Source organism: Halomicronema hongdechloris C2206, from assembly GCF_002075285.3.
Lineage (GTDB): Bacteria > Cyanobacteriota > Cyanobacteriia > Phormidesmidales > Phormidesmidaceae > Halomicronema_B > Halomicronema_B hongdechloris.
Map to the genome: position 1 here is coordinate 2,995,728 of NZ_CP021983.2, position 20,524 is coordinate 3,016,251.

Consider the following 20,524-nt stretch of genomic DNA (forward strand, 5'->3'; position numbering starts at 1 on the left):
GGGTCCTACTCCGGCAACATTTCTGAGGCGTGAACGGCAACCCGGACGGGTACCTGATACATGATGTAAGCCATTTCAGCGGCACTGACGCTACCCGTCCAGGTCACTTGCACATCTTCTGCGTGCTGCCGTTGGCCTTCCTCGTCACTAGCTGGGGGTGTATCGTCAAGTGCCACCCCAGGCGTCATCGTTGGTCGGACGAAACTTCCAGCCGCACTTCCCGGCAGTACATCCTCCCAGGACAAGTCATTCCAGTACCGCTTGGTACCTCCACCTGCCCCATCTTGGTCGATATCAAAGCCGAAGCGGGGTTCTACGCCACGTTCCTCAATCACGAAGAACCAACCCGGAAAATCAGGATTCGTCTCCGTTTCCCCTCGGGCTTCCTCTGCTTTCAGATCAATACCAAAGCAATAGGTATCTGGATCTACCTTGGCTTCATAGAGGGGCGTGCGGATTTTATCCGGGGGAGGGTTCTCCTCCTCATCCGCTGCCAGAGGACACAGCATCCGGGGTTTGGTCTTGTCAATTTCACCATCATCAGTCAGCTGCCAATCTGCCCGTTGGGCATAGATTACCGCCGTGGGATACTTTTTCAATAGCTCGCCTCGAATCACTAAGACCAGTTCTTCTTCCTTGTCCCCTTGTGCTTCCCGGTGGTCATGGTCCCCCAAGTTGGAAAACCTTGACCACCGATGCAGAGGCGGAATGTCTCGCAGTCGTTCTTTCAGGGCTTCCTGGTCGGTGTTGTCGCGATCCAGGAAGCTACTCACATCCCAAAACTGGCGAAAATAGCTGCCCCGCTGGTAGGTAGGGTATTCTCGCCAGAGGAGTTCTCGAGCGAATTCGTGATTGAGTCCCACCATGTAGGCTTCGATGAAGCGCTGGTTAGTTTCTAGCAGGGAGATACTATTTTGCTCAATGTATTGCAGGTTGGGCAGAAACAACTCGTCTGAGATCTCCACCAGAGGCTTGTACATGGGGATGTCGAACTCTGGATAGGCCATCGCCTCTTCAAAAATTTCGAAGAGGGCATCTTTAATCCGGGGGGGAATAAAAATTGTCGTCAGAGTCGCCCGAGGAATGGTTACATCGGGGTTGATCGCCTGAAACGTCCCCGCTGTTAAAGCAGGCAGATCCAATGAACTTTTGGGTGGTTCCTGAGCAACTTGGTGACTCGCCTGAATGAGGCGGTAGGTATCTTTGAGGGCGGCCTTGAATCGGGTAGCCTCAGCACTATCGGCATTGCCCTGACTGGGCCGAACATCTTCATTCGGTCGGGTCAGGACAAAGTCGGGGCTTTGGGGTAAATCGTCTACTCGTTCGGGGGTTTGATTCTCTTCCTTGAGGCTATCGGCAGCTTTGGTCTGTCTGCCAATGGCATTCAGATAGAAGAAGACGATTAAGGCAAGAATCCCCACGATTAACCCCGCTAATCCCCAGAGCAGTGCCACTATCAAGGCGATCAGCAGCAAGATCAGAAACCTCAGCCATGATGGGATGCGGCGCACTAAATCTAGAATTATCCCCGGTACTTGGGGTAGCATTTCTTCTGCGAGTTCATCTAGAGTCGGTAAGCTGGGGGGCGTGGTTTTCGGGGGGGCCGGGAAGACGTCCCGGTTGTTGAGACGCGTCACCAGGGATTCGGGCGGGCGGTTGGCAGGAAAGTTAAGCTTCTTGATCAGGCGTGATCGCGATCGCATCATCCGTCGCATGGGAGCCGCCACCGCAGTGCGGGGGACATAGCTGGTTCTCATCGCATGGAACCGGGTGGTGCCCTCCACCAGAATGCGCCGATCCAGCGGAGCCGTCAGGGTGAAAAAGCGATCGGGGTTGGTGTCTTTGAGGGACCCCAAGTGATCGTTGTACCAGATCCAGGAAATCTCCTTGGCAACTTGTGCCCACTTGATCTGTTGGTTGGCTTTGAGAATTTCACCAACTTGGCCCCAGGCAGCATCCATATAGGCTTCCTGGTTTTTCTTAATCACCTCGGTGCCAAAGCCAGCGGCAGCGCGAAACCGAGGATCCAGGTTGAGATCATGAACCCAGTTGCTGTTTTGAGGCAAGTCATTGCCCGTTTCATCCGTGAGCAGACGCTGCATTTTGGCGTGCCAGCGTCCATAGAGCGGGGGCGTAATCAGAGGATCGGGATCGGGATCAGTACTGATGGGGTCAGGCAAATTGGGATCGCTATTGGCGGTTTCAGCCTCCAAGCGGCTATAGCCCTCCGCCAAATTGATGAAGGCCGCCAACTCTGACTGAAATGGATGGGGATAGGGCTGATCCCAGTTTTCGTATTTCAGAACTTCTTGCTGGTCTTCCTCCTTGAGGGTGTCAAAGGGAATTTGCAAGGCACCACCGAGCTTCAACACCCCTCCCAGTTCTGGATCAGTAATGCCCGGCAGGTTGGCGTCGGGAAACTGCACATCCATGTCCCGCCGTCCCACCCGGCTGTCCATCGGCTTGGGCTTGAGCAACCGCACCAGGTACTCAAAATCACCAGCAGTGCTGGTACGGAAATACCAGCGATAATAGACAGGATAGTGGGTCGGCTCTTGCCGAGGGTTGGATGCTCCTTCAGGATATGCATCCCAGGCACAGTGGGTAGCGTAGGGAGCCGTGATCGGATCCAGCCCCAATCCAGCCAGCCGTCCGGTTTCAAAGACGGGCATGAGAAATGCGTGGTAAGCCGTATTCGGAGCCAGCTTGCGGGGCGACACAATCCGCGAATAGGCCAGGTCTGGATTTTGTTTCAGCGTTTGCTGCAACTGGGCAAGTACAGGATCATTCTCATCGGCCTCAATCACCATATCGGTACTTCCAGCCATCAGGCTTTTGTTGATATGAACATGGGCCCAGGCCCAGAGATCCGCCGAGGGGGGAAAGACCGAGGGATCCTCAACAATGAGGTAGGGGAGGGGGCGCTCGCTCCCACTGCTCCCCTGCTGAAATTCTTCCTCAGTCAGCACCACCAGCATGATCCAGGGGCGCAGCCGATTGTTAGAGTTATCGGGTTTGGCCGGGGTATAAAGCCAGGGAAAATCTGGGTAGGGAAACTCGATATGGGGAAGGAAATTCGTCTCAAAATTGGTGATCCAGTTGCGCGGTTCGACCTTTAGAATGGCCTTGCTGTCAATGCCGACAATATCACCAGGGCCATAAAGCTCAATATCCTGGGAAATCTCCTGCTCTAGTGGAGTCGTGCCCTCTATGGGATCGCCCTTGAGCTTGAGGGTAATGGGGACCGACGCTCGGGTTTTGACAGCTGGATCCAGATCGGTAGCGTTAATCCGGTTGGCTATGCCTTGGCGCAGCCATGGCAGGAAGGTATAGGTGCCCAGTTCAGTCATGATCTTGTCTCATGCGTCGATATTGACCTCATCGGATAAGATGACGTGGAGCAACTCTCGGCGCGTGGCATCTTTGGCAACCTCTGCCTGCATAAATTCACGGGCCTTAGCCTCACTAGTAAAGATCGCCTGCTGGCTGATCGCCTTGTTATCAACCGTAGATGCCACCACAAATTGTTCGGGCCTGAGCGTAATTTTTTCGTCAAATGGCTGGAATTGCCGTTTGTAATGCAGAGATACCACTGATTTCGTGATGACGCTGCCGTTGAGGAAAAGGTTAAACAGCCGACTGACCAAACCCAGCAGGGCAATCAATGCAAATAGGGAGTTGGTGTCGATAATATGAGTCTCCCAGCGGATGTTGCGCTTGACCGCTTTACCTGTGGCCAGGGATCGATCTGAAACTGCCAGTTCCAATCCTGCATCTTCCGGTTGGAAGGCTGCCTGAGAGAGCTTCTCGTCGTCTTTGAAATCCTGGAATTGAGCAATGGCAAATTGCTCGGTCAGATCTTTTACCTTCTTCAAGCCACCGACCACTTCCAGATAAAACCGCTTGCCATCACTGGGTTTTTGACTACCCACCTTGTCGAGCCGGATACCCAGCGGCACTGCCCGTTGCGTCACCATCAGGGTGCCAGCCGGAGGCAACACCAGGCTCTCATTGTCCTCCTCTCGCTTCCGTAAGGACACCGGCAGATTGCTCGATGTCGGCAGCCGAACCTGCCAGTTTGCCAGCTGTTGCAGTTGCCCTTGCAGCAAGGGCAAGACCTCAATCGGCGGTAAGGAGGTATCTTTCTTTTCACCCCAGGTGAAGTCAAAGTTGGCTTTGATGGTGAAGAAGAGCAGCTTGAGTTTGCCGTATCCCTTGGCGCGCCAGGGTGTCGGCCCCTCTAGGGAGAACCGCAGTTCGATGCTGAACAGCCCAATGCCAAAGACCTTGAGGGAGACTCCACAGGATATCTCGATAATGAAGAAGAAGGGATTGAACTGAAACAGGGCGTCAAAGCCGCAATGGCCTTCAAGATTAAAGACCTTAAAGCCAAAGAACAATTCTGCTCTGGCCCCCAATTGCACCGTATTAGAGGTGATGGCAAAGTAATTCATCACCCGAATCCGACCCCAGGATTCGTTCAGGATATTGAGGGAAACCCGCTTGGGAGTGGGGAAGGGCAGCGGTGGCGGTGTGAACTGCGGGTGGAAGCCCCCCACACTAACCACGAAGTTGCTGTCATTGCCCCAGGCAATGAGTAGCCCCATCTCTCCTTCAAGGGTGATAAAGAGGATCCGTGACTCAAAGAGACTGGCAAAGAAGTAGGCCCGCTGCTTGTCAAACTCAAGGACACCAATGAAAAGAACCTTAAGTACGAGTAGGGGAACTCTTTCGTCTGGCAGCGCCACCTTGAGAATGCCCAAAATGGCAATGTTGCCTGGAATCTCAAAGATGATACCAAGGGTAAAAGTAATCAGAGCCGGGGTTCCCCAACCCAGTTTGACCATGGGGCCAATCAGGAAGATTCCCTCTTCTGGTGGGAAGAACTGCCGTAGATCACTGATAATCCTGGGTGCATTGACGATCACATTCCGTGGGAACATGATGCTCTCAGTTGCTCCGGTTCGAATGCCTTCGGTTAAGGGTTCGGGCTTCATGGTGCGATTCAGCCCCAACAGACCCCCAACTCCCAGCAAGACAAAACCATACCCGAGCTGAAACCCTGAGCCAAATTCAGCAGAAAGGATCAGTAATAAGGAAAAGCCCTTAGAACCATCTGGCAGGCGCGTGGTGATCAGGCCAATTGCCGTAACGCTGACGATGCCAATCAGCTCAAGGGATAGAATGCCATCGTACTGTTCTTTCTCGGGGTAAAAACGGAGGAAGCCGCCGCCTCTTATCACACCTGCATCTACTGCTAGCCCAACACCCTTAGGGGGGTTGAATCCAATATCTAAATCAACGGGACCAAGATTTCCATTCTGGTTCGCAGGGAAACTGAGATCTGCCCGCATGCCAATTTGTTCGATCGCCGCGATTAGAGGGCCAAAATTGGCATTGATATCAGCACTCAGGCTAATAGGAATCTCACTGGCATCAATCCCCACGCCAATAGTGATCGCCTTAACTTTGACGACCCCAAGGTCAATATGAGCTGGCAATTGGACCAGTAAAGAACTGCTGCCATAGAAGAAAATGCCGTCTGGACCAGAAAAGCCAAAACCAAGATCAAAATTGGATTCCAGTTTGATGTTCGACAAGATCCTAGTTAGGAAACCATCTCCTTGACTGAAATCAATGAGGAGTTTTCCGCCCTTAACTTCCCCGCCGATTGTGAAATCACCTATCGCTCGGTTTGCAGACGGATCCCAGGCAAAACCTATTCCTGCTCTCATGGACAGTTGTGTCGCTTCTAGGCGACTACCACCGGGTCGCCCCAAAATCAGGTAAGGATCACCGTTCTTATCGCCACCAATCCACTCTAAAAATGACTCCCCTTTGAGTTGTCCCGATGGAGGAATAAATGCAACCTTTCCATCAGGTTGGATGATTATTTCAACACCCGGCACCAGATCAGTATTTGAGATAAAGCGAATTATCCAGTCATCAAGTCCATACTCTTCACTGTCTACGATGATCCGATCGAGCAAGGATAACTCTAATCCTTTAGGATTGATATTCGTTTCTGGTTTTGCTTCCAGATAAATTAAATCTAAGACGGGGGTGGCAGCTGTCTGATCGAAGATGGCAGGCACACCACTACGGTTCAATAATTTTTCGAGGGTGCTCAATAAACGAATGCCATCAAAAGAAGAACGACCCCAATCATAGAGGTTTTCAAGGTGTTCTCCGGGCCGACTAATAAAATGAGTGAATTGATTGAGCTTTATTTTTCGGCTGGTATAGGTGAAATCGCCAGATATATTTTCCTGCCGCTCAATGGCGTCTATAAATTCGAAGATCTCCGCCATTCCTGGCGTACCCTCTAAAGTTTTGATCACCAAATAGTCAAATATATTTTGGGGCAATTCATTTGCAAATGCGTTTAATTCTGCCGCAGAAATTCCCGGCAGACTACCTCCTAAATTCTTGAGTTCGTCTGCAATACTTTGGAAGCTTTCAACCAGCGACTTGATTGTGCCAAACAAGTCAACGCCTAGGTTGGTAATTTTGGATAGATCTTCAGCCTCTATCGCTTGAATCAGGTCTGTGACCTGTCTAGGCAGCTGGGCTGCTCTAGTGACGGCTTTACCCAATACCCTCGTGAAGGCCGCTTTGGTTTCTAGCTCAGGTGGGAACTCCATCCCCAACTCTGCAAAGAAGAACCGTATTCTTCCCACTTGGAGTTCTTCTTGGAGTGGTTGGAATAATTTCGCCAACCATATGGCAATTGATTCTAGAGTTCCTGGAGTAGCCATGATCAGTTCGTGAGTATAGATGATTGCTGAATCTTCGCCTCAGCATCTAACTGCTCAATAACGTTGAGAAAATCTTCGGCAGTGCTGCAACGTTTGGTAACTTGAATGGCCTCTAAGGCATATTTTTGGATGTCTTCTCGCAGGGCTTCACTGCCATGCTCTTCTAACACAGCAGCCATACTCATTAGCAGGTTTTGCAATGAGACTCGATTGATTTCAGAAGGGATGACATATTCCGGATTCTTCAGGCTGCGGCTCAATGCTGCCACAAAGGCTGGACCCTGTTTGCGCTGCCAGGTCACCATGACAGGACGATGCTTATTCACTAACCTCAAGACTTCTTCTTGATGCGCATCAATAATTTTTTTGATTCTCTGGCCAGCCTGTGTTTCTTCTAACCGCTCTTCTATATATTCGAGCCAGATCTCATTTAGACCGTTTGAGCTAGCGTTAGGTGGTAAATCAGCTGAAGAGATTGAGATGGGAACTCTGCCAGGTATCGAGCTAGTTGTATTAATCGTAATCCCCAAGCTTATTTGAACTAGTTCTATATCGTTTGCGAAAGCTTGAGAATAATTGTTGGAAACCGCATATAGCAATGCAATAACTTCATTATTATCATTAACGACTACAGAGCCCGAATCACCATGATACGCAAAAATATTGACTCCACTGACATAGTTGGTGCATCCCCCAGGATTGTCTGCAGGTCCCCCATTTGGATTGGGACGAATAGTAATTTCTGAAGTACCTGGATCAATGTAGCTTATTTCTCCAGATGTAAGACCTGTCGTTGAACCTCTTTTTCTTACACGTTCCCCAGAAACTGGCGAAGCTACTCCTGGAATCACTCCAGTACCTTGTATATTGCCTATTTCCAGAATTATATTTTTAAGTGAGATATCATCTTTGACTTTTGCGATCGCAGCATCTCGGATTTTGTCTTTATCGAAATTCTCAGCAATGACATTGGTTTTGCAGCACCAAGAGCACCCTACTAAAGGCTGTCCTATTTCATCCCCATCTTGCCCATATAAAACATGGTGGCAGCTAAGAATTACCCAGCTATCATCAGCATCAAGTTTGGCAAGGCAGCCTAATGTTCCGCCCCCACCAACCCCAGTATTTCTAAAGTTATTAATCCTAATTCCGCCCTTGATTGGGCGATAATTTCCTTCATCTTCAGCGCAAACTGCCAAGAGTATTTTGTTTTCCTGAATGACTATATCGGTTTTAATCCCCTCTACTTCTTTGGGAATTACCGCGTTCGATTCAAGATCAGCTTCGCTTTTCTTTTCTCTTACAATTATCTTGATACATCCTTCCTCAGTCAATTGACCATCTATTTCCTTGATTCCTATTCCTACATTAACTACGTTAGGATAGCCTGCCAATACATCTTTGACTTTTTCATGTACTTTGAGAAGTTGTTCGTGTTGTCTAATCAGCTCTTCACGACTTTTCATAATCAGTTTTATCCTTTACTAAAACTCCATTAGGAAAATTCATGATGAAGTCACTACCAGGCAAATCACGAGTTTGTTTCCACTTTGAATTCAGACCTGGTTGCATCGATGTCTGAAATACTCTCATTCAGCATCCATTGGGGAGGAGCCGGCTTTTCGATCGCAAGGATGTTGGGAAAGTTGGTGCGGGTAGGAAGGTTGGCGATCGCAATTTCCCCAATCACGATATTGCCAGCCTGACCTGTGGGGAAATCCCAGATTCTTAGGGGATTTAAAGCCGTCTTAAAACCGAGCATTAAACATCAATAGCTCAGGTTATGGAATCCCCTCCATCGACTCAGTTATCTCTCCTGAAGCAGTGAAGTTCCTTGTAGATTAATACCTAATTTTTCTAGAGAGATTAAACTCCTTGTAGCCAACCTTTTACTCAAGAGTATATTGAGCCTGGGAAATGATTTTTCTATAGAATACTCCTCAGCTTTAAAGAGTGAGATGTCGAAATTTAAAGGAATAGAAGATATCTCGAGACATCCCCAAAAAGTCACCTTCCGGATATGAAAGAATAGACTACTCTGCTCTGAAAATGATCTATTTTCAGAAAATTGCTATAATTGCATATATTGAATATATGCACATGCCTAAATGTAATTTAGTTAGCAATTTTTGCTTCGCCTAAGGGCAATAAAGAAATAAAGATTCGTATATTTTCTCATTTGTTTATAAAACCCAAACCATCCTATCTTGTGGCCAGATTAATCGCCCTCTGAATCCCCCAGCCGCACCAGCCATGAGGAGATGCCTACGGTCTATCAGCAGTCGTTGGATCCCTGGTGTATTGTTCTGCTACTGATCGTTAATTGCTGGGGCGACTGCGGCATTGGGTTGTACCCACAGATCGACACCGCCTCCAAGGCTCCGGCGAAGCCTCGCGCGGATGTCAGCACTGAGAGAACAGCCCAACTCGACATTCAGCCCCGTGAGCTCAAAGCTCTTAATCACCCTAAGGCCTGCTGCAGCTGTTGCTTCGCTGCCGCCAGGGCCTCGGGCAGCTTGGCCGGATCGCGGCCCCCGGCCTGGGCCAGATTAGGCCGACCGCCGCCGCCGCCGCCACAGCGCTTAGCGATGCCGCCGATAAACTTACCGGCCTGCAGCTTGTGTTCAATCACCGCCGGGCTGAAGGCGGCCACCAGGCTCACCTTGCCCGCCTCGGGCACCGAGCCCAGCACCACCGCTGCCTCACCCAGCTTTTGTTGCAATCGCTCTGCCGCCGTCTTCAGGGCATCGGCACCGACCCCGGGTAACTCGGCGACTAACAGCTTCAGATTACCGACAGTCTCGGCCTGCTGCAGCAGCTGATCTGACTTCACCAGGGCCAATTCTGACCGCAGGCTATCTAGTTGTTTCTGGGCCGCCTTCAGGTCGTTCTGCAGGGTGGTGATGCGCTCTGGCAGCTCTTCTGGCTTGGCCTTGAAGCGCTCTGAGAGATCGCGCACCACCGCTTCCCGCAGGTTCAGGTATTCCAGCACCGCTGGACCTGCCACCGCTTCGATGCGGCGAATGCCAGAAGCCACCCCGGTCTCGGAGATGATCTTGAACAGCCCGATCTCGGCGGTGTTGCCCACATGGGTGCCACCACACAGCTCCATGGAGACGCCAGGAAAATCGATCACCCGCACCTCGGCACTGTATTTCTCGCCGAACATTGCGATCGCACCCTTGGCCTTAGCGGTATCCAGGGGCATGATCGCCACGTCGGCCTGGTGGCCCTCGGCGATCCAGGTATTCACCTGTTCCTCCACTTGCTGTAATTCCTCCGGCGTCAGGGGCCGCGGGCAATTGAAATCAAACCGCAGCCGATCGAAGGCCACCAAGGAACCCGCCTGGGAAATACTGTCATCCACGATCTTCTTCAGAGCCGCCTGCAGCAGATGGGTGGCCGTGTGATTAGCCTGGGCCCGCCGCCGGCAAGCCCGGTCGATCTGGGCCGTCACCCGGGCACCGGGAGTCGCGGTGCCCCGCTCCACCCGGCCCACATGCACGAAGATGTCCCCATCCTTCTGCACATCGTCGATGCGGATCACCAGCCCCTCGCCAGAGAGGTAGCCGCGATCGCCGATCTGCCCCCCAGACTCGGCATAGAACGGCGTCTGATCTAGAATCACCTGGACATCAGTGCCTGCTTCGGCTGCCTGGGCCAGCTCCCCCTGCACCAGCACCGCCACCACCTGGCTATAACTGCTGGCGTCGGTGTAGCCCAAGAAGTCAGTAGAGTGCACCTGTTCCGCCAACTTGTCTAGACTGCCCTGCACCGTCAGGTCGATGGTCTCGTGGGCCTGCTTGGAGCGCTGCCGCTGTTGCGCCATCTCGGCCTCGAAGCCCTCCATATCCACGGCGAGGCCGTGCTCGGCGGCAATCTCCTGGGTCAACTCCAGGGGAAAGCCATAGGTGTCGTAGAGCACGAAGGCATCTTGCCCCGAGATCTGCTGGCTGCGCCGCTGCAGGATCTCGGCCAATAGTTTCTCGCCCCGCTCCAGGGTCTCCAAAAAGCGGGCTTCTTCCCGAGTTAGCTCTGCCTCAATCACAGATTGTCGTTGACGCACAGCCGGATAGGCTTCCTCCGCCAGCCGAATCGCCGTCTCCACCACCTGGGTAATGAAGGCGCCTTCAATGCCGATCAGGCGGCCATGGCGCACCACCCGCCGGATTAACCGCCGCAGCACATAGCCTCGCCCCACATTGCTGGCAGTGATACCATCGCCGATCATGTGCATCACGGCTCGGCTATGATCGCCGATCACCTTCAGCGACACCTTAGTCTTGTCGTCGCAGTCATGGTATTTGAGCCCAGCGATGGCTGCGGCTTTTTCGATAATCGGCAGGATCAGGTCGGTCTCGTAGTTATTGGGTACCTGCTGCAGGATCTGGGCCATGCGTTCTAACCCCAGCCCCGTATCGATGTTCTGATTCTGCAATGGCGTCAGCGTGCCCTCGGCATCCCGGTTGTACTGCATGAACACCAGGTTATAGAACTCGATGAAGCGGGAGTCGTCGTCTAGATCGATGGCCTCATCCCCCCGTTCCGGATGGAAATCGTAGTAGATCTCAGAACAGGGGCCGCAGGGACCGGTAGGGCCAGAACTCCAGAAGTTATCGGCTTCCCCCATGCGGATGATGCGGTGGGGCGGCACTCCAATCTGGTCCCGCCAGATGGCAAAGGCGTCGTCGTCTTCCCGGAACACACTCACCACCAGACGCTCTGGGGGCAAGCCGAAGACCTCGGTGGAGAGTTCCCAGGCCCAGGCAATAGCTTCCTCTTTGAAGTAGTCCCCGAAGCTGAAGTTGCCCAACATTTCAAAGAAGGTGTGGTGCCGGGCAGTGCGACCCACATTCTCGATGTCGTTGGTGCGAATGCATTTCTGGGAGGTGGTGGCTCGTGGCACCTCCGCTTCCCGCTGCCCCAGGAAGATCGGCTTAAATTGCAGCATGCCGGCAATGGTCAACAGCACCGTCGGATCCTCTGGCACCAGGGAGGCACTGGGCAGGATGCGATGGCCCTTCTGCTCGTAAAAGGTTAGGAATGTCTGGCGAATGGAATCCCCGGTTTTAGCAACGGGTTGAGACGAAGGCATAGACATGGAGCTTCTGGAGCAGACTGCAACTCTAGGGTGACTATAGCAACCGCCACACGCTTTGTGCGGTTGCCAGCCAGTCAGCCCTTTAGGGGGGCATGGATTCCAGGCTCAGCTGCATCCGGAGCTGACTGGCCAATGCAACATATTAACAGTATTGACGTTTCTTTCCATTTTGCCCGATGGCCGGGTGATCTGACTGCCAGCCTCGGCATTCTTCTAAGGAATCCCCGCAATTTTACGGAGGACATTAGGGGAGGCTACCTAGTGTTAAGCTCCACGGCTCAGGCAAATTGACGGGACTCTTGGTATTTTCCCCGATAAGGTCCTTAGACATCCCCAAACTTCTACGTAGATAGTCTGTAAAAATATCACATCCTGATTTCGGCAACTCCGCTGTGTTCAGCCACCCCCAGAGTTAGTACAACAGGGGTAGAAGGCTACGATAAAGTATCCGCATATTCACGGGACAGGCGTTGATCGTGATAACTACCGGCATCTTCGAGGTGGTTGTGCGCCGGATAGCTCCTGGGTGTGCCCCTCTCACCCGTTCATGATGCTATCTGCTGTCGATCGATTGGCTGGCTCACGGTTCCCTAAGTGGAGTGCCTGCGGTATCTATTCAGTCTCCTACCGGTCTAGAACCATCGCCGCTGGATTTAGCCGGTTCAACGGAAATGTCGGCAACGCCGGCCAGGGTTGCCGGATTACCCATCTCTGCAATGACCTTATCGACGCTATTGGTTGGGGAGTCACAGTTTATCCAGCAATGGATGAATCGATTGCCACGACTGGCGTCTCTCCTGCCTGAGGCAGCCTCCAGTATGAGTGGCGCCCAGGCGACAATGCAGACCACCCCGCCAGATTTAGTGATTTTGCAAGGCAGCTGGCCCCAAACGCTCTGCCTGTGTGACTGGATTAAACAGCAGTCATCCCCCGGCCAGAACTACTGCTTGGTGTTGGATGATCGGCCCTGTGAGGTAGGAGTTGATGGCTGCGAGGCTCTGCAGTGCTACCGGCAATCCCTAGCTGCCGCCCTGGCTGCCCATGCCGATGCTTATCTGTGGATTCCCGAGGGGGAGATGACGCAGGACTTAGAGATGCTGCTGCGGTTACAGCTCCAGGCAGGTCTAGATCAGATCGATGCTCACCGTAAACTGACGCGAGCCAATGATTTACTCTCGGCCATCGCCCTGGTGGATGCCTTGACCCAATTGCAGAATCGGCGGGCCTTTGATTGGGAATTGTCGCGCCAGGTTGAGCAGGCTCGGCAACAACAGCTGCCATTGAGTCTGCTGATGTTGGATCTCGATCACTTCAAGGCGGTGAATGATGGCTATGGTCATCTGGTCGGGGATCAGGTGCTGCAGATGGTGGCCCAACGCCTGCGCCATGGACTGCGCTTTCACGAAATGCCCTATCGCTACGGCGGTGAGGAGTTCGTGATCATCCTCAAGGAGACTAACAGTGAGGCAGCGCTAATCGTGGCTCAGCGGTTGTGCAATCGCATCGGCCAGCATCCCCTCATCCTCAACGACGATGGCCTGGAAATTCCCCTAACGATCAGCATCGGCGTGGCCAGTCTTAGCAGTGAGGACGATGCCCAGGGCACGAGTCTGCTGGAGCGGGCCGATGACAATTTGCTGCGGGCTAAGGCCGCCGGTCGCAACCGGGTGGTGGCCTAGGACGCTGGGGCAGACATAATATTTCTTATTGACTAGCGCAGCAAGACTAAAACTTATCAAGATTTCCCTGTCTGCCTTCTGCCTTGGCCGACTAGGTCGTCTGGTCCTGGCCGCAGGCCAGATGGGATTGCATACACTGATAGCAGTCGGCCACCGATGCCTTTTGATCCATGGCCGCCACCAGAGCCTGGTAAGCCTCAGGGTGCCGTTCCAGCAGGGAGCGGGCTTGCAGGGCGGCCCAGCGTTGGCTCATCGGCACTTCCCGGGCCGGACGCCGCAGCTGCTGCCAGAGCAGTTGAAACTTCTGTCGATCGTCCTGGCCGCCGCTGGCCTGGCCGTAGACCCATTGTTCGGCGGCGATGCCGGCCATCCACAGGGTGCAGTAGCGGTTGATCTGCTGACGGCTGATGCGCCCCTGCTCTAGATCGGCCATCAGGGCCTGGTCATCGAAGACCACCCCCCCTTGACCAGGCAGGCCCCGGCGCCAGGCATCCCAGGCGTTGAGGCTGTAGTCCACCACCGGCACCTGCAACAGGGCGGCCACCAGAAAGTGTCCCGCTTCGTGGTGCAGCACCCGCTGGCGATAGTCGGCGGAGGTGCGGGCTAGCCCGTCCATGGCGATCTGGCCCAGGCTGCCGTTGAGCCCCAGTTGATCCACCGTGACCAGTCCCAAGAGCCCCGCCGTGGCCAGGGCTGGTACGACGGGGGAGAGATTTACCAGAGGACCTAGCAGACTGGTGAGGGTGACCAGAAAAATTGCGATCGCAAGGGTATTGAAGGTGGTCTCACGCATGGGGATCTGGGCCGAGGCTTCGACGGTGATGGACATTACATTGGCAGTGTAGCGGTTCTGGGCAACGGGATGCTGAATAGACGCCAACTGAGCTTGGAGTTTAACCTTAGAGGGAATTCCAGAACTCATATGAAATCCGGTTAATTCACCTAGGAAAACAGTTCTCTGTCATTCCCGCGTTTCGCGAAGCGAGGTCGGAGGCCTTAAGGCGGGAATCCAGAGCGTCAATCTCAGCTACGCCCAAAGCGCTCTGCCTGGATTCCGGGTCGCGCTGCGCTTGCCCGGAATGACGGATTGCAGTTGTGATACATCATCGTAATGTTGCCTGTCTTAGCGGATTTGATATCAAATGGGACTCGGACGAGGCATAGTCTGGACCCAGATACGATTTACTCTTCAAACATCCAATCTATAGAGAAGTAAATGCCGTTTTCCTGCAGCGTGTCTTCATCCTGATCTGGATCAATAAGGGGGTAGCCATAGTCCAGACGAATTCTGAAACTTGGGTCCACCTGCCAGCGTAAGCCAACGCCAATACTGGCAAGTCCTTCTACAGATGTCTCCTCGTTCCAGCCAAATCCCCCTTCTACAAAGGGAGTCAGCTGTAACTCTCCAGGAGCAGCCGATAGAGGGAAGCGCAATTCTAAGGAGCCGGTGAATCCATTGTCGGTGACCAGTTGATTCTCACGATATCCTCGGCACTGGTCTGCCAAAGGAGGATGTCTAGAATAAAGGTGTCGTGAGCTATTTACCGATGCAGTGCCCCCATTGCCAAAGCGAAACCGTCGTCAAAAATGGGACCTGTCGTCTCTGAGACCATCAAATCGTACAGTATTATCGCTGCCGAGAGTGTCATCGGAACTTTAATGAGCGCACCGGTACCCCCATGGTCCGTCTCCGCACCCCGTCAAGCATGGTTGAATTTGCTTTGAATGGTCGTACGGAAGGGATGGGGGTGTGGGCCACCAAGCGAGTGTACAAGAAGTCCCACGCCGCGATTCTGCGGTGGGAACAACGCTTGGCAGATCAGGTTGAATCCTGGTCACCACCCGCTTCTGAGGGCAGTGAGATCACCTTAAAAGGTGACGAGATAGCCGCTGATGCCTGAAAAGGTGACTCGCCCGCCATCTGCTGTCCGCACGATGGTGCTACTAGGCGTACCTAAATCAATTTCGGCATGGAGACGGCGATCGCCATGAATGGGGTGGGTGCGATAGCCAAAATTGCTGGTGCTACTGTTGCTGTGGCTGCCCTGTCCTAGGAGTTGATGTGGCGGAGCCAGGAGTGCTTTGCGATCATCCTGCTGGATATCAAGCGTCGCTTATTGAGACTACAGGTGGTGACGATCGGCACGGCCACAGAGACGTTGGCCCATCCCCACGATGTGTTTCGAGCGGTAATTCACCGAGAAGCAACCCGAATCATCCCCATGGCGAGAGCAACCTCAAGATTGAGTCCTTAATACCAGGGGACATATTTTGGGTGGAAAACCAGGAGGCACATGGTTAATGATGGAAGAAGGCTGATCCAGCCGCCGCCGTTAACGGCTAATCAAACTTTACCAATAGATTAAGGAGGTGAGTAGTATGACCCACATCAACACGCTAGAAATCCCGGATGAGCTATTTACCCAAATTCAAGGGATGGCGCTTGCTCAAGCCTGCTCGATCAATGAGCAAATTGTGGTGCTATTGCAGCAAGCTTTAGAGACAGAGATGCAAAGACAGACTCAAACTAAGGTGCTTCAAGAGATTCATCAAGCCCGCTGGACACCCCCACAAACCGTACCGGACAGCGTTGCGATCTTGAGAGAAATTCGAGGCTACGATGAATAGCCCTGTGCGCTGTGTCGTTGATGCGAGTGTTGCGATTAAGCTCTTCATTGAGCAGGAGGGGTCTGAGCAAGCAGAGGTGCTGTTCGCCAAACTCAGTACAGGACCCGACACTGAGCTGTATGTACCAGAGCTGTTTTATGCGGAATGTGCCAATGTGCTTTGGCAATATGTGCGACGGGCAAATTATCCGGCTACTGATGCTAAAGCCAGCCTGGTGAGGCTTAAAGCCCTGGCGCTTCAGAGGGTTGCGATTCCAGAACTGGTGAATGAAGCGTTGGATATTGCGATCGCGCACAACATTTCGGCCTATGATGCCTGTTATGTTGAACTCTCGGAGCGGCTGAAGGTGCCGTTAGTGACTGCTGACAGTAAGCTCATCCGAGCGCTAGAGGGAACAAATTACCAAGTCCTTTCCCTCACAACGTTTCCACCCTTAAATTCAAACGGATAAAGGCTTCTTGTTAGAACTGACTGATATGGCAAGGTATCCAGACATTGTGATCGCGAAGCTTAATGAACTACTGAAAGAGGTTTCCGACGGGCTTGAGCTGAAATAGTACATCAGTATAATTTAGATGTTATATTCAAAGTTCTTGACAAGAGGGACGAGCAGTGTATGAGTTCTTCGAGATATGGAAACCAAAAATCATATCGTTCTGCTACTCCCAGCAGACAACTGACGCTCAATTTTGCACCTCTCCTACTCCTAACACAGGTGCAAACTGACCAGACATCAAAAGTGATCGAGCGCATCGTTAACAACATTGATGAGATTGTTCGTTTGCTCAGTTTTCCCGACTGGCAGCAAACCTGTGCAAGTGAGCGGGAAGTGAAATGGGCATTACGGAAAACGCTCTTCAAGCATCAGCTCCATCAGGATACGAAGCTGTTTGAAAAGGCGTATGGCTATATCCGGCAGTACTGCTGAGGAGGATTTGCTTACTGATGTCACGTCCGTCACCTCGTGAACTATTCGATACCCCCCTATCTGGATGGGACTTTCTCACCCAGTCAAAAGATGATGACTTTGAAGGACAGCATTTTGATCGCAAAGAAGCTGGTCGGTCACAAGGAAATTCAAGCATTTCTAAAAATGAACTTAATGGGCTTAAAGATCATGTGATCAAGACAGTGTCTGCTTTCGCGAATAGTAATCGTGAAGGAGGCTTGTTGGTTCTTGGCATATCATCTGCTGGTAAGATAGTTGGTGTCGATCATCTAAGTGAACCAAACTGTAATGCCCTTACCGACTTAAATACCCTACTTCGTGCTTATGCTGCAGAGGTTAAGTTTTACCCTTGCCAAGACATAAACGGAGAGGAGAAAACTCTTTGTCTGATCTACTCAGGGTATCTCTCAAGCGCGATATGTGAGACACCTGAGAAAACTCCAAGAGCATGGGTCAGACATGGGCCTCAGTCTCTTCCAATGAATCAGGACGTAAGGGAGAGCGTTCGTTTACAGAAGGGGTTGCTTGATATAGAGGGGAAACCCTGGTGTCCGTTTTCGGAAGAGGATATTGATGCTGAAGTTCTTAAGGAATTCCGACGTGTGTTTCATCCTGAGTCTACTCGTGACTTCTCAGATGAGCACCTTCTCTACCAGGCTGGAGCGATAGTCAAAAAGGAAAACGAATACTGGTTTACCTTACCTGGTCTTTTGTTTTTTGCGTCAAATCCACAACGAGTGTTACCACATGCCTACCTTCGTCTTCTGAAGTTCGTTGTACCTTCAAGTCAGTTCCGTAATCGAGGTTTGCCCTCATTTGATAAAGACATTCGAGGCCCTGTCACAAAGCAAATCCGTGCTGCCCGGACATTTCTTCGGGAAGCGGCCTTTTTTGAGAGATTACAATATCGGAGACCTGAGGGAGGCTTTGAAGAGCAGGCAGAGCTTCCATCAATTGCGGTAGATGAAGCCATTGTCAATGCAGTTGCCCATCGCGATTATCAGACAAGAAATCCTATCTGTTGCGAACACTACACCGATGCATTTGTGGTTAAGAATCCTGGTCGTGTTCAACAGCAAAATATTGACTTGCCTGACAGATTTCGACTCGATGCAACAGTTCTCGATTCAATGCCGCGTAATCGAAAGCTCATCGAATGGCTTCGTCTCATGAAAGACCCTGAAGGCAGAGCATTTGTTCAAGCTCTCAGTGAGGGAACACAGCGAATGGCACGAGAAATGATGCTGCTGAAATTACCCCCGCCATCATTTTTTCTCCGTGAGAATGAGACAATTCTGAAGCTAGAAAGTGAGGCTGAAAAGCGTAAGGCAGCGTTTCTGGCCAGCATCCAGGTTCCAAAGACAGAGTTTATGAACATCTACCCGTTGAATATATTCAAGGGGGATGGATATGCAACAAGAGATGAAATCCATATTCGGTTAGGCGATCTAACCAAAGCCTTGCGAGATACTTTGTCTGCTCATAACTGGCATATTGACCGCTTTGCCTATAGCCGAATAGTTGCTCATAGGAGAGGTGTAGATTTACCAATACCGACTAATGTAAAGTCTGTAGTCCGATTTTATCCCGCCTATTGTCTTCAAGTTCATGAGCTTCTGGGGAATGTTTACCTCTCAGTGGATTATACTTGCCAAGTTTTGAATGTGCTGAAAGTACACGAAGTAGTACAGCATCTTTCATGTGGAGTGCTGATCGGAAAACGTTGTAATGCCTATTCAGAGTCCTGGCAAAGTAGAAAGATTGTATCTTTAGATACGGAATGGGCGATCATCTATTTTTTTGATAGCAATGAGGAAAAACAAGTTCAGCTAGATAAAGTAATTCCGAACCTATCCCTAACAGAAATAGAAGCTATTCTTCAAAGTCGAAATACTTCCTTTGACCTACACAGGGCGATAAAAACACATAGTCTTGCCGATTCAACTGGGGCATCGCGAAAGCGAGCCGAAAAGATACAAGCGACCGCAACCCAACTATTTTCTGGCATATTTCCGCTTCTGTTTGGAGAGTTCAGGGTTCAAATGGGTGCAGATGCCGTATCGCTATCAGAGGTTGACTCTAACTCAGCGTCAACATTTCGCATTGAGCGTATTAGTGAGCCCGCTGTAGAGTTCAGAGACCGCCATAAGTTGCCAGACGTACGGGAGGGAATTACTAAATATGGCTCTTATGACAACGACCCACATAGGATTGAACTCATACCTATTTGCCTTGAGTCACAAAGGCAGCAAATGAATTCTTTAATCGAGAGATTGAAGAGCGGTAAGTATAAATATCGTGGAGCAGAGCGTACATTTTCGACTCGGTTCACCTATCCAACAATTATTACGGCTAGTCATATAGAAGGAATAGATGGTGAGGTTCAACGTCTTCTTTCGGAACATCCTGATTGGTATGGGAATGCAGATCTCAATCGTTTGTTTCTAATTCATACGCCTAAACGAGGGTATTCAATAGATGACGAAAATTCGCCTTACTTTGTCCTAAAGAGGAGGTTGTTAGAAGCAGGAATTCCCTGTCAAATGGTAGACACAGGTACGATTAATAATCCTGACTGGAAGGATTTAAATCTTTCACTGAATATCATTTCTAAGTGTGGTGTAACTCCCTGGGTGCTTCCTGAGAATATTCCAGATGCTGACTTCTTTGTGGGTCTTTCATATACACAATCAAGGAGCGGCCAAAAAATACTTGGTTTTGCGAATGTTTTTAATAGCTATGGTAAGTGGGAATTTTATGCTGGTAACACGACAGCATTTGATGTTCAGAAGCGGAGCGAATATCTATCGCAGCTAGCCAAATCAGCTCTTGAACGTCTTAAGCGTGAGCAGTCGCTACCAGCTGGGGCAAGTTTAGTATTTCATCATTCGGTGCGGATCTCCAAAGAAGACTACAACGCTGTTCTTCTTGGTGTGAGAGAGGTTGCGCCAGATGCTTCAGTGTCGTTTGTGTGGGTGAATAGTCATAACAACTTCCGACTTTTTGACTCAAAGGTAGAAACAGATGGAAGTATACAGCGAGGTAGTTTTGTCTCCATCTCTCGTCGTCGATTACTACTCTCGACCACTGGAACTAATGTCTATCGAAAGTCATTAGGAACCCCTCGACCTCTTGAGATTTCCGTAGATCATTATCGGCCCGGTAGTATTGAGCCAGAGAAATGTGATTTGAGGTCTTTAGCACTTCAGGTGCTCAGTTTGACGAAACTGAATTGGGCTTCGACCGATTCTTTCACATCTGAGCCAATCACGACTAAATACGCAGGAAATATTGCATATCTGACTGCTGCATTTCTGCGACAAAGCGAGCCATTTAAATTACACCCAGTCTTAGAGCGTACTCCGTGGTTCGTGTAGTAGATTTTCATGTCTGGGTATTGTCAAAACCA

At 51.1% G+C, this 20,524-nt stretch carries 12 protein-coding genes and 2 pseudogenes; 7 read left to right on the forward strand and 7 right to left on the reverse strand.

Annotated features, from left to right (window positions below; genetic code table 11):
• Positions 1-5: 5 nt before the first annotated feature.
• The 5 genes from XM38_RS13575 to alaS form a co-directional block, all read right to left on the reverse strand.
• Entirely contained in the window at positions 6-3,350 is a 3,345-nt protein-coding gene (locus tag XM38_RS13575) for a hypothetical protein (protein ID WP_080807633.1), read from the reverse strand.
• Between the two features lie 9 nt (positions 3,351-3,359).
• Positions 3,360-6,758, reverse strand: coding sequence for a DUF6603 domain-containing protein (locus tag XM38_RS13580; RefSeq protein WP_137455116.1), 3,399 nt, complete (start codon positions 6,756-6,758; stop codon positions 3,360-3,362).
• A gap of 2 nt (positions 6,759-6,760) precedes the next feature.
• On the reverse strand, positions 6,761-8,224 hold the full coding sequence (locus tag XM38_RS13585; RefSeq protein ID WP_080807628.1) for a chymotrypsin family serine protease: 1,464 nt from the start codon (positions 8,222-8,224) through the stop codon (positions 6,761-6,763).
• Between the two features lie 65 nt (positions 8,225-8,289).
• On the reverse strand, positions 8,290-8,520 hold the full coding sequence (locus tag XM38_RS13590; protein WP_080807624.1) for a hypothetical protein: 231 nt from the start codon (positions 8,518-8,520) through the stop codon (positions 8,290-8,292).
• 699 nt (positions 8,521-9,219) lie between these two features.
• On the reverse strand, positions 9,220-11,853 hold the full coding sequence (gene alaS / locus XM38_RS13595) for an alanine--tRNA ligase (RefSeq protein ID WP_088430150.1): 2,634 nt from the start codon (positions 11,851-11,853) through the stop codon (positions 9,220-9,222).
• A 722-nt stretch (positions 11,854-12,575) separates the two neighbouring features.
• Here alaS and XM38_RS13600 point away from each other — a divergent pair.
• Positions 12,576-13,538: a GGDEF domain-containing protein gene (locus XM38_RS13600; protein ID WP_187329404.1), complete on the forward strand. Its 963-nt coding sequence runs from the start codon at positions 12,576-12,578 to the stop codon at positions 13,536-13,538.
• Positions 13,539-13,629: 91 nt separating this feature from the next.
• On the opposite strand, the gene XM38_RS13605 is transcribed toward XM38_RS13600, so the two are convergent.
• Entirely contained in the window at positions 13,630-14,460 is an 831-nt protein-coding gene (locus XM38_RS13605; RefSeq protein WP_256995622.1) for an ATP-dependent Zn protease, read from the reverse strand.
• 260 nt (positions 14,461-14,720) lie between these two features.
• On the reverse strand, positions 14,721-15,044 hold the full coding sequence (locus XM38_RS13610; protein WP_080807618.1) for a BamA/TamA family outer membrane protein: 324 nt from the start codon (positions 15,042-15,044) through the stop codon (positions 14,721-14,723).
• Positions 15,045-15,244: 200 nt separating this feature from the next.
• Here XM38_RS13610 and XM38_RS13615 point away from each other — a divergent pair, with 200 nt between their 5' ends.
• From XM38_RS13615 to XM38_RS13640, 6 genes and pseudogenes are all read left to right on the forward strand, one after another.
• Positions 15,245-15,439, forward strand: coding sequence for a hypothetical protein (locus tag XM38_RS13615; RefSeq protein ID WP_137455118.1), 195 nt, complete (start codon positions 15,245-15,247; stop codon positions 15,437-15,439).
• Positions 15,440-15,592: 153 nt separating this feature from the next.
• Positions 15,593-15,757, forward strand: a pseudogene (locus XM38_RS27040) (JAB domain-containing protein); the annotation flags it as partial.
• A gap of 160 nt (positions 15,758-15,917) precedes the next feature.
• The gene (locus XM38_RS13625) at positions 15,918-16,166 is read left to right on the forward strand and encodes a hypothetical protein (protein WP_080807613.1); all 249 of its coding nucleotides are present in this window, start codon (positions 15,918-15,920) and stop codon (positions 16,164-16,166) included.
• Positions 16,159-16,617, forward strand: coding sequence for a type II toxin-antitoxin system VapC family toxin (locus XM38_RS13630; RefSeq protein ID WP_202978892.1), 459 nt, complete (start codon positions 16,159-16,161; stop codon positions 16,615-16,617). The genes XM38_RS13625 and XM38_RS13630 overlap by 8 nt, the downstream gene beginning before the upstream one ends.
• A 294-nt stretch (positions 16,618-16,911) precedes the next feature.
• Positions 16,912-17,094: pseudogene (locus XM38_RS13635) on the forward strand (hypothetical protein); the annotation flags it as partial.
• Between the two features lie 17 nt (positions 17,095-17,111).
• Complete coding sequence (locus XM38_RS13640; RefSeq protein ID WP_080807610.1) at positions 17,112-20,492, forward strand: Piwi domain-containing protein; 3,381 nt, start codon at positions 17,112-17,114, stop codon at positions 20,490-20,492.
• The last annotated feature ends 32 nt before the right edge of the window (positions 20,493-20,524 follow it).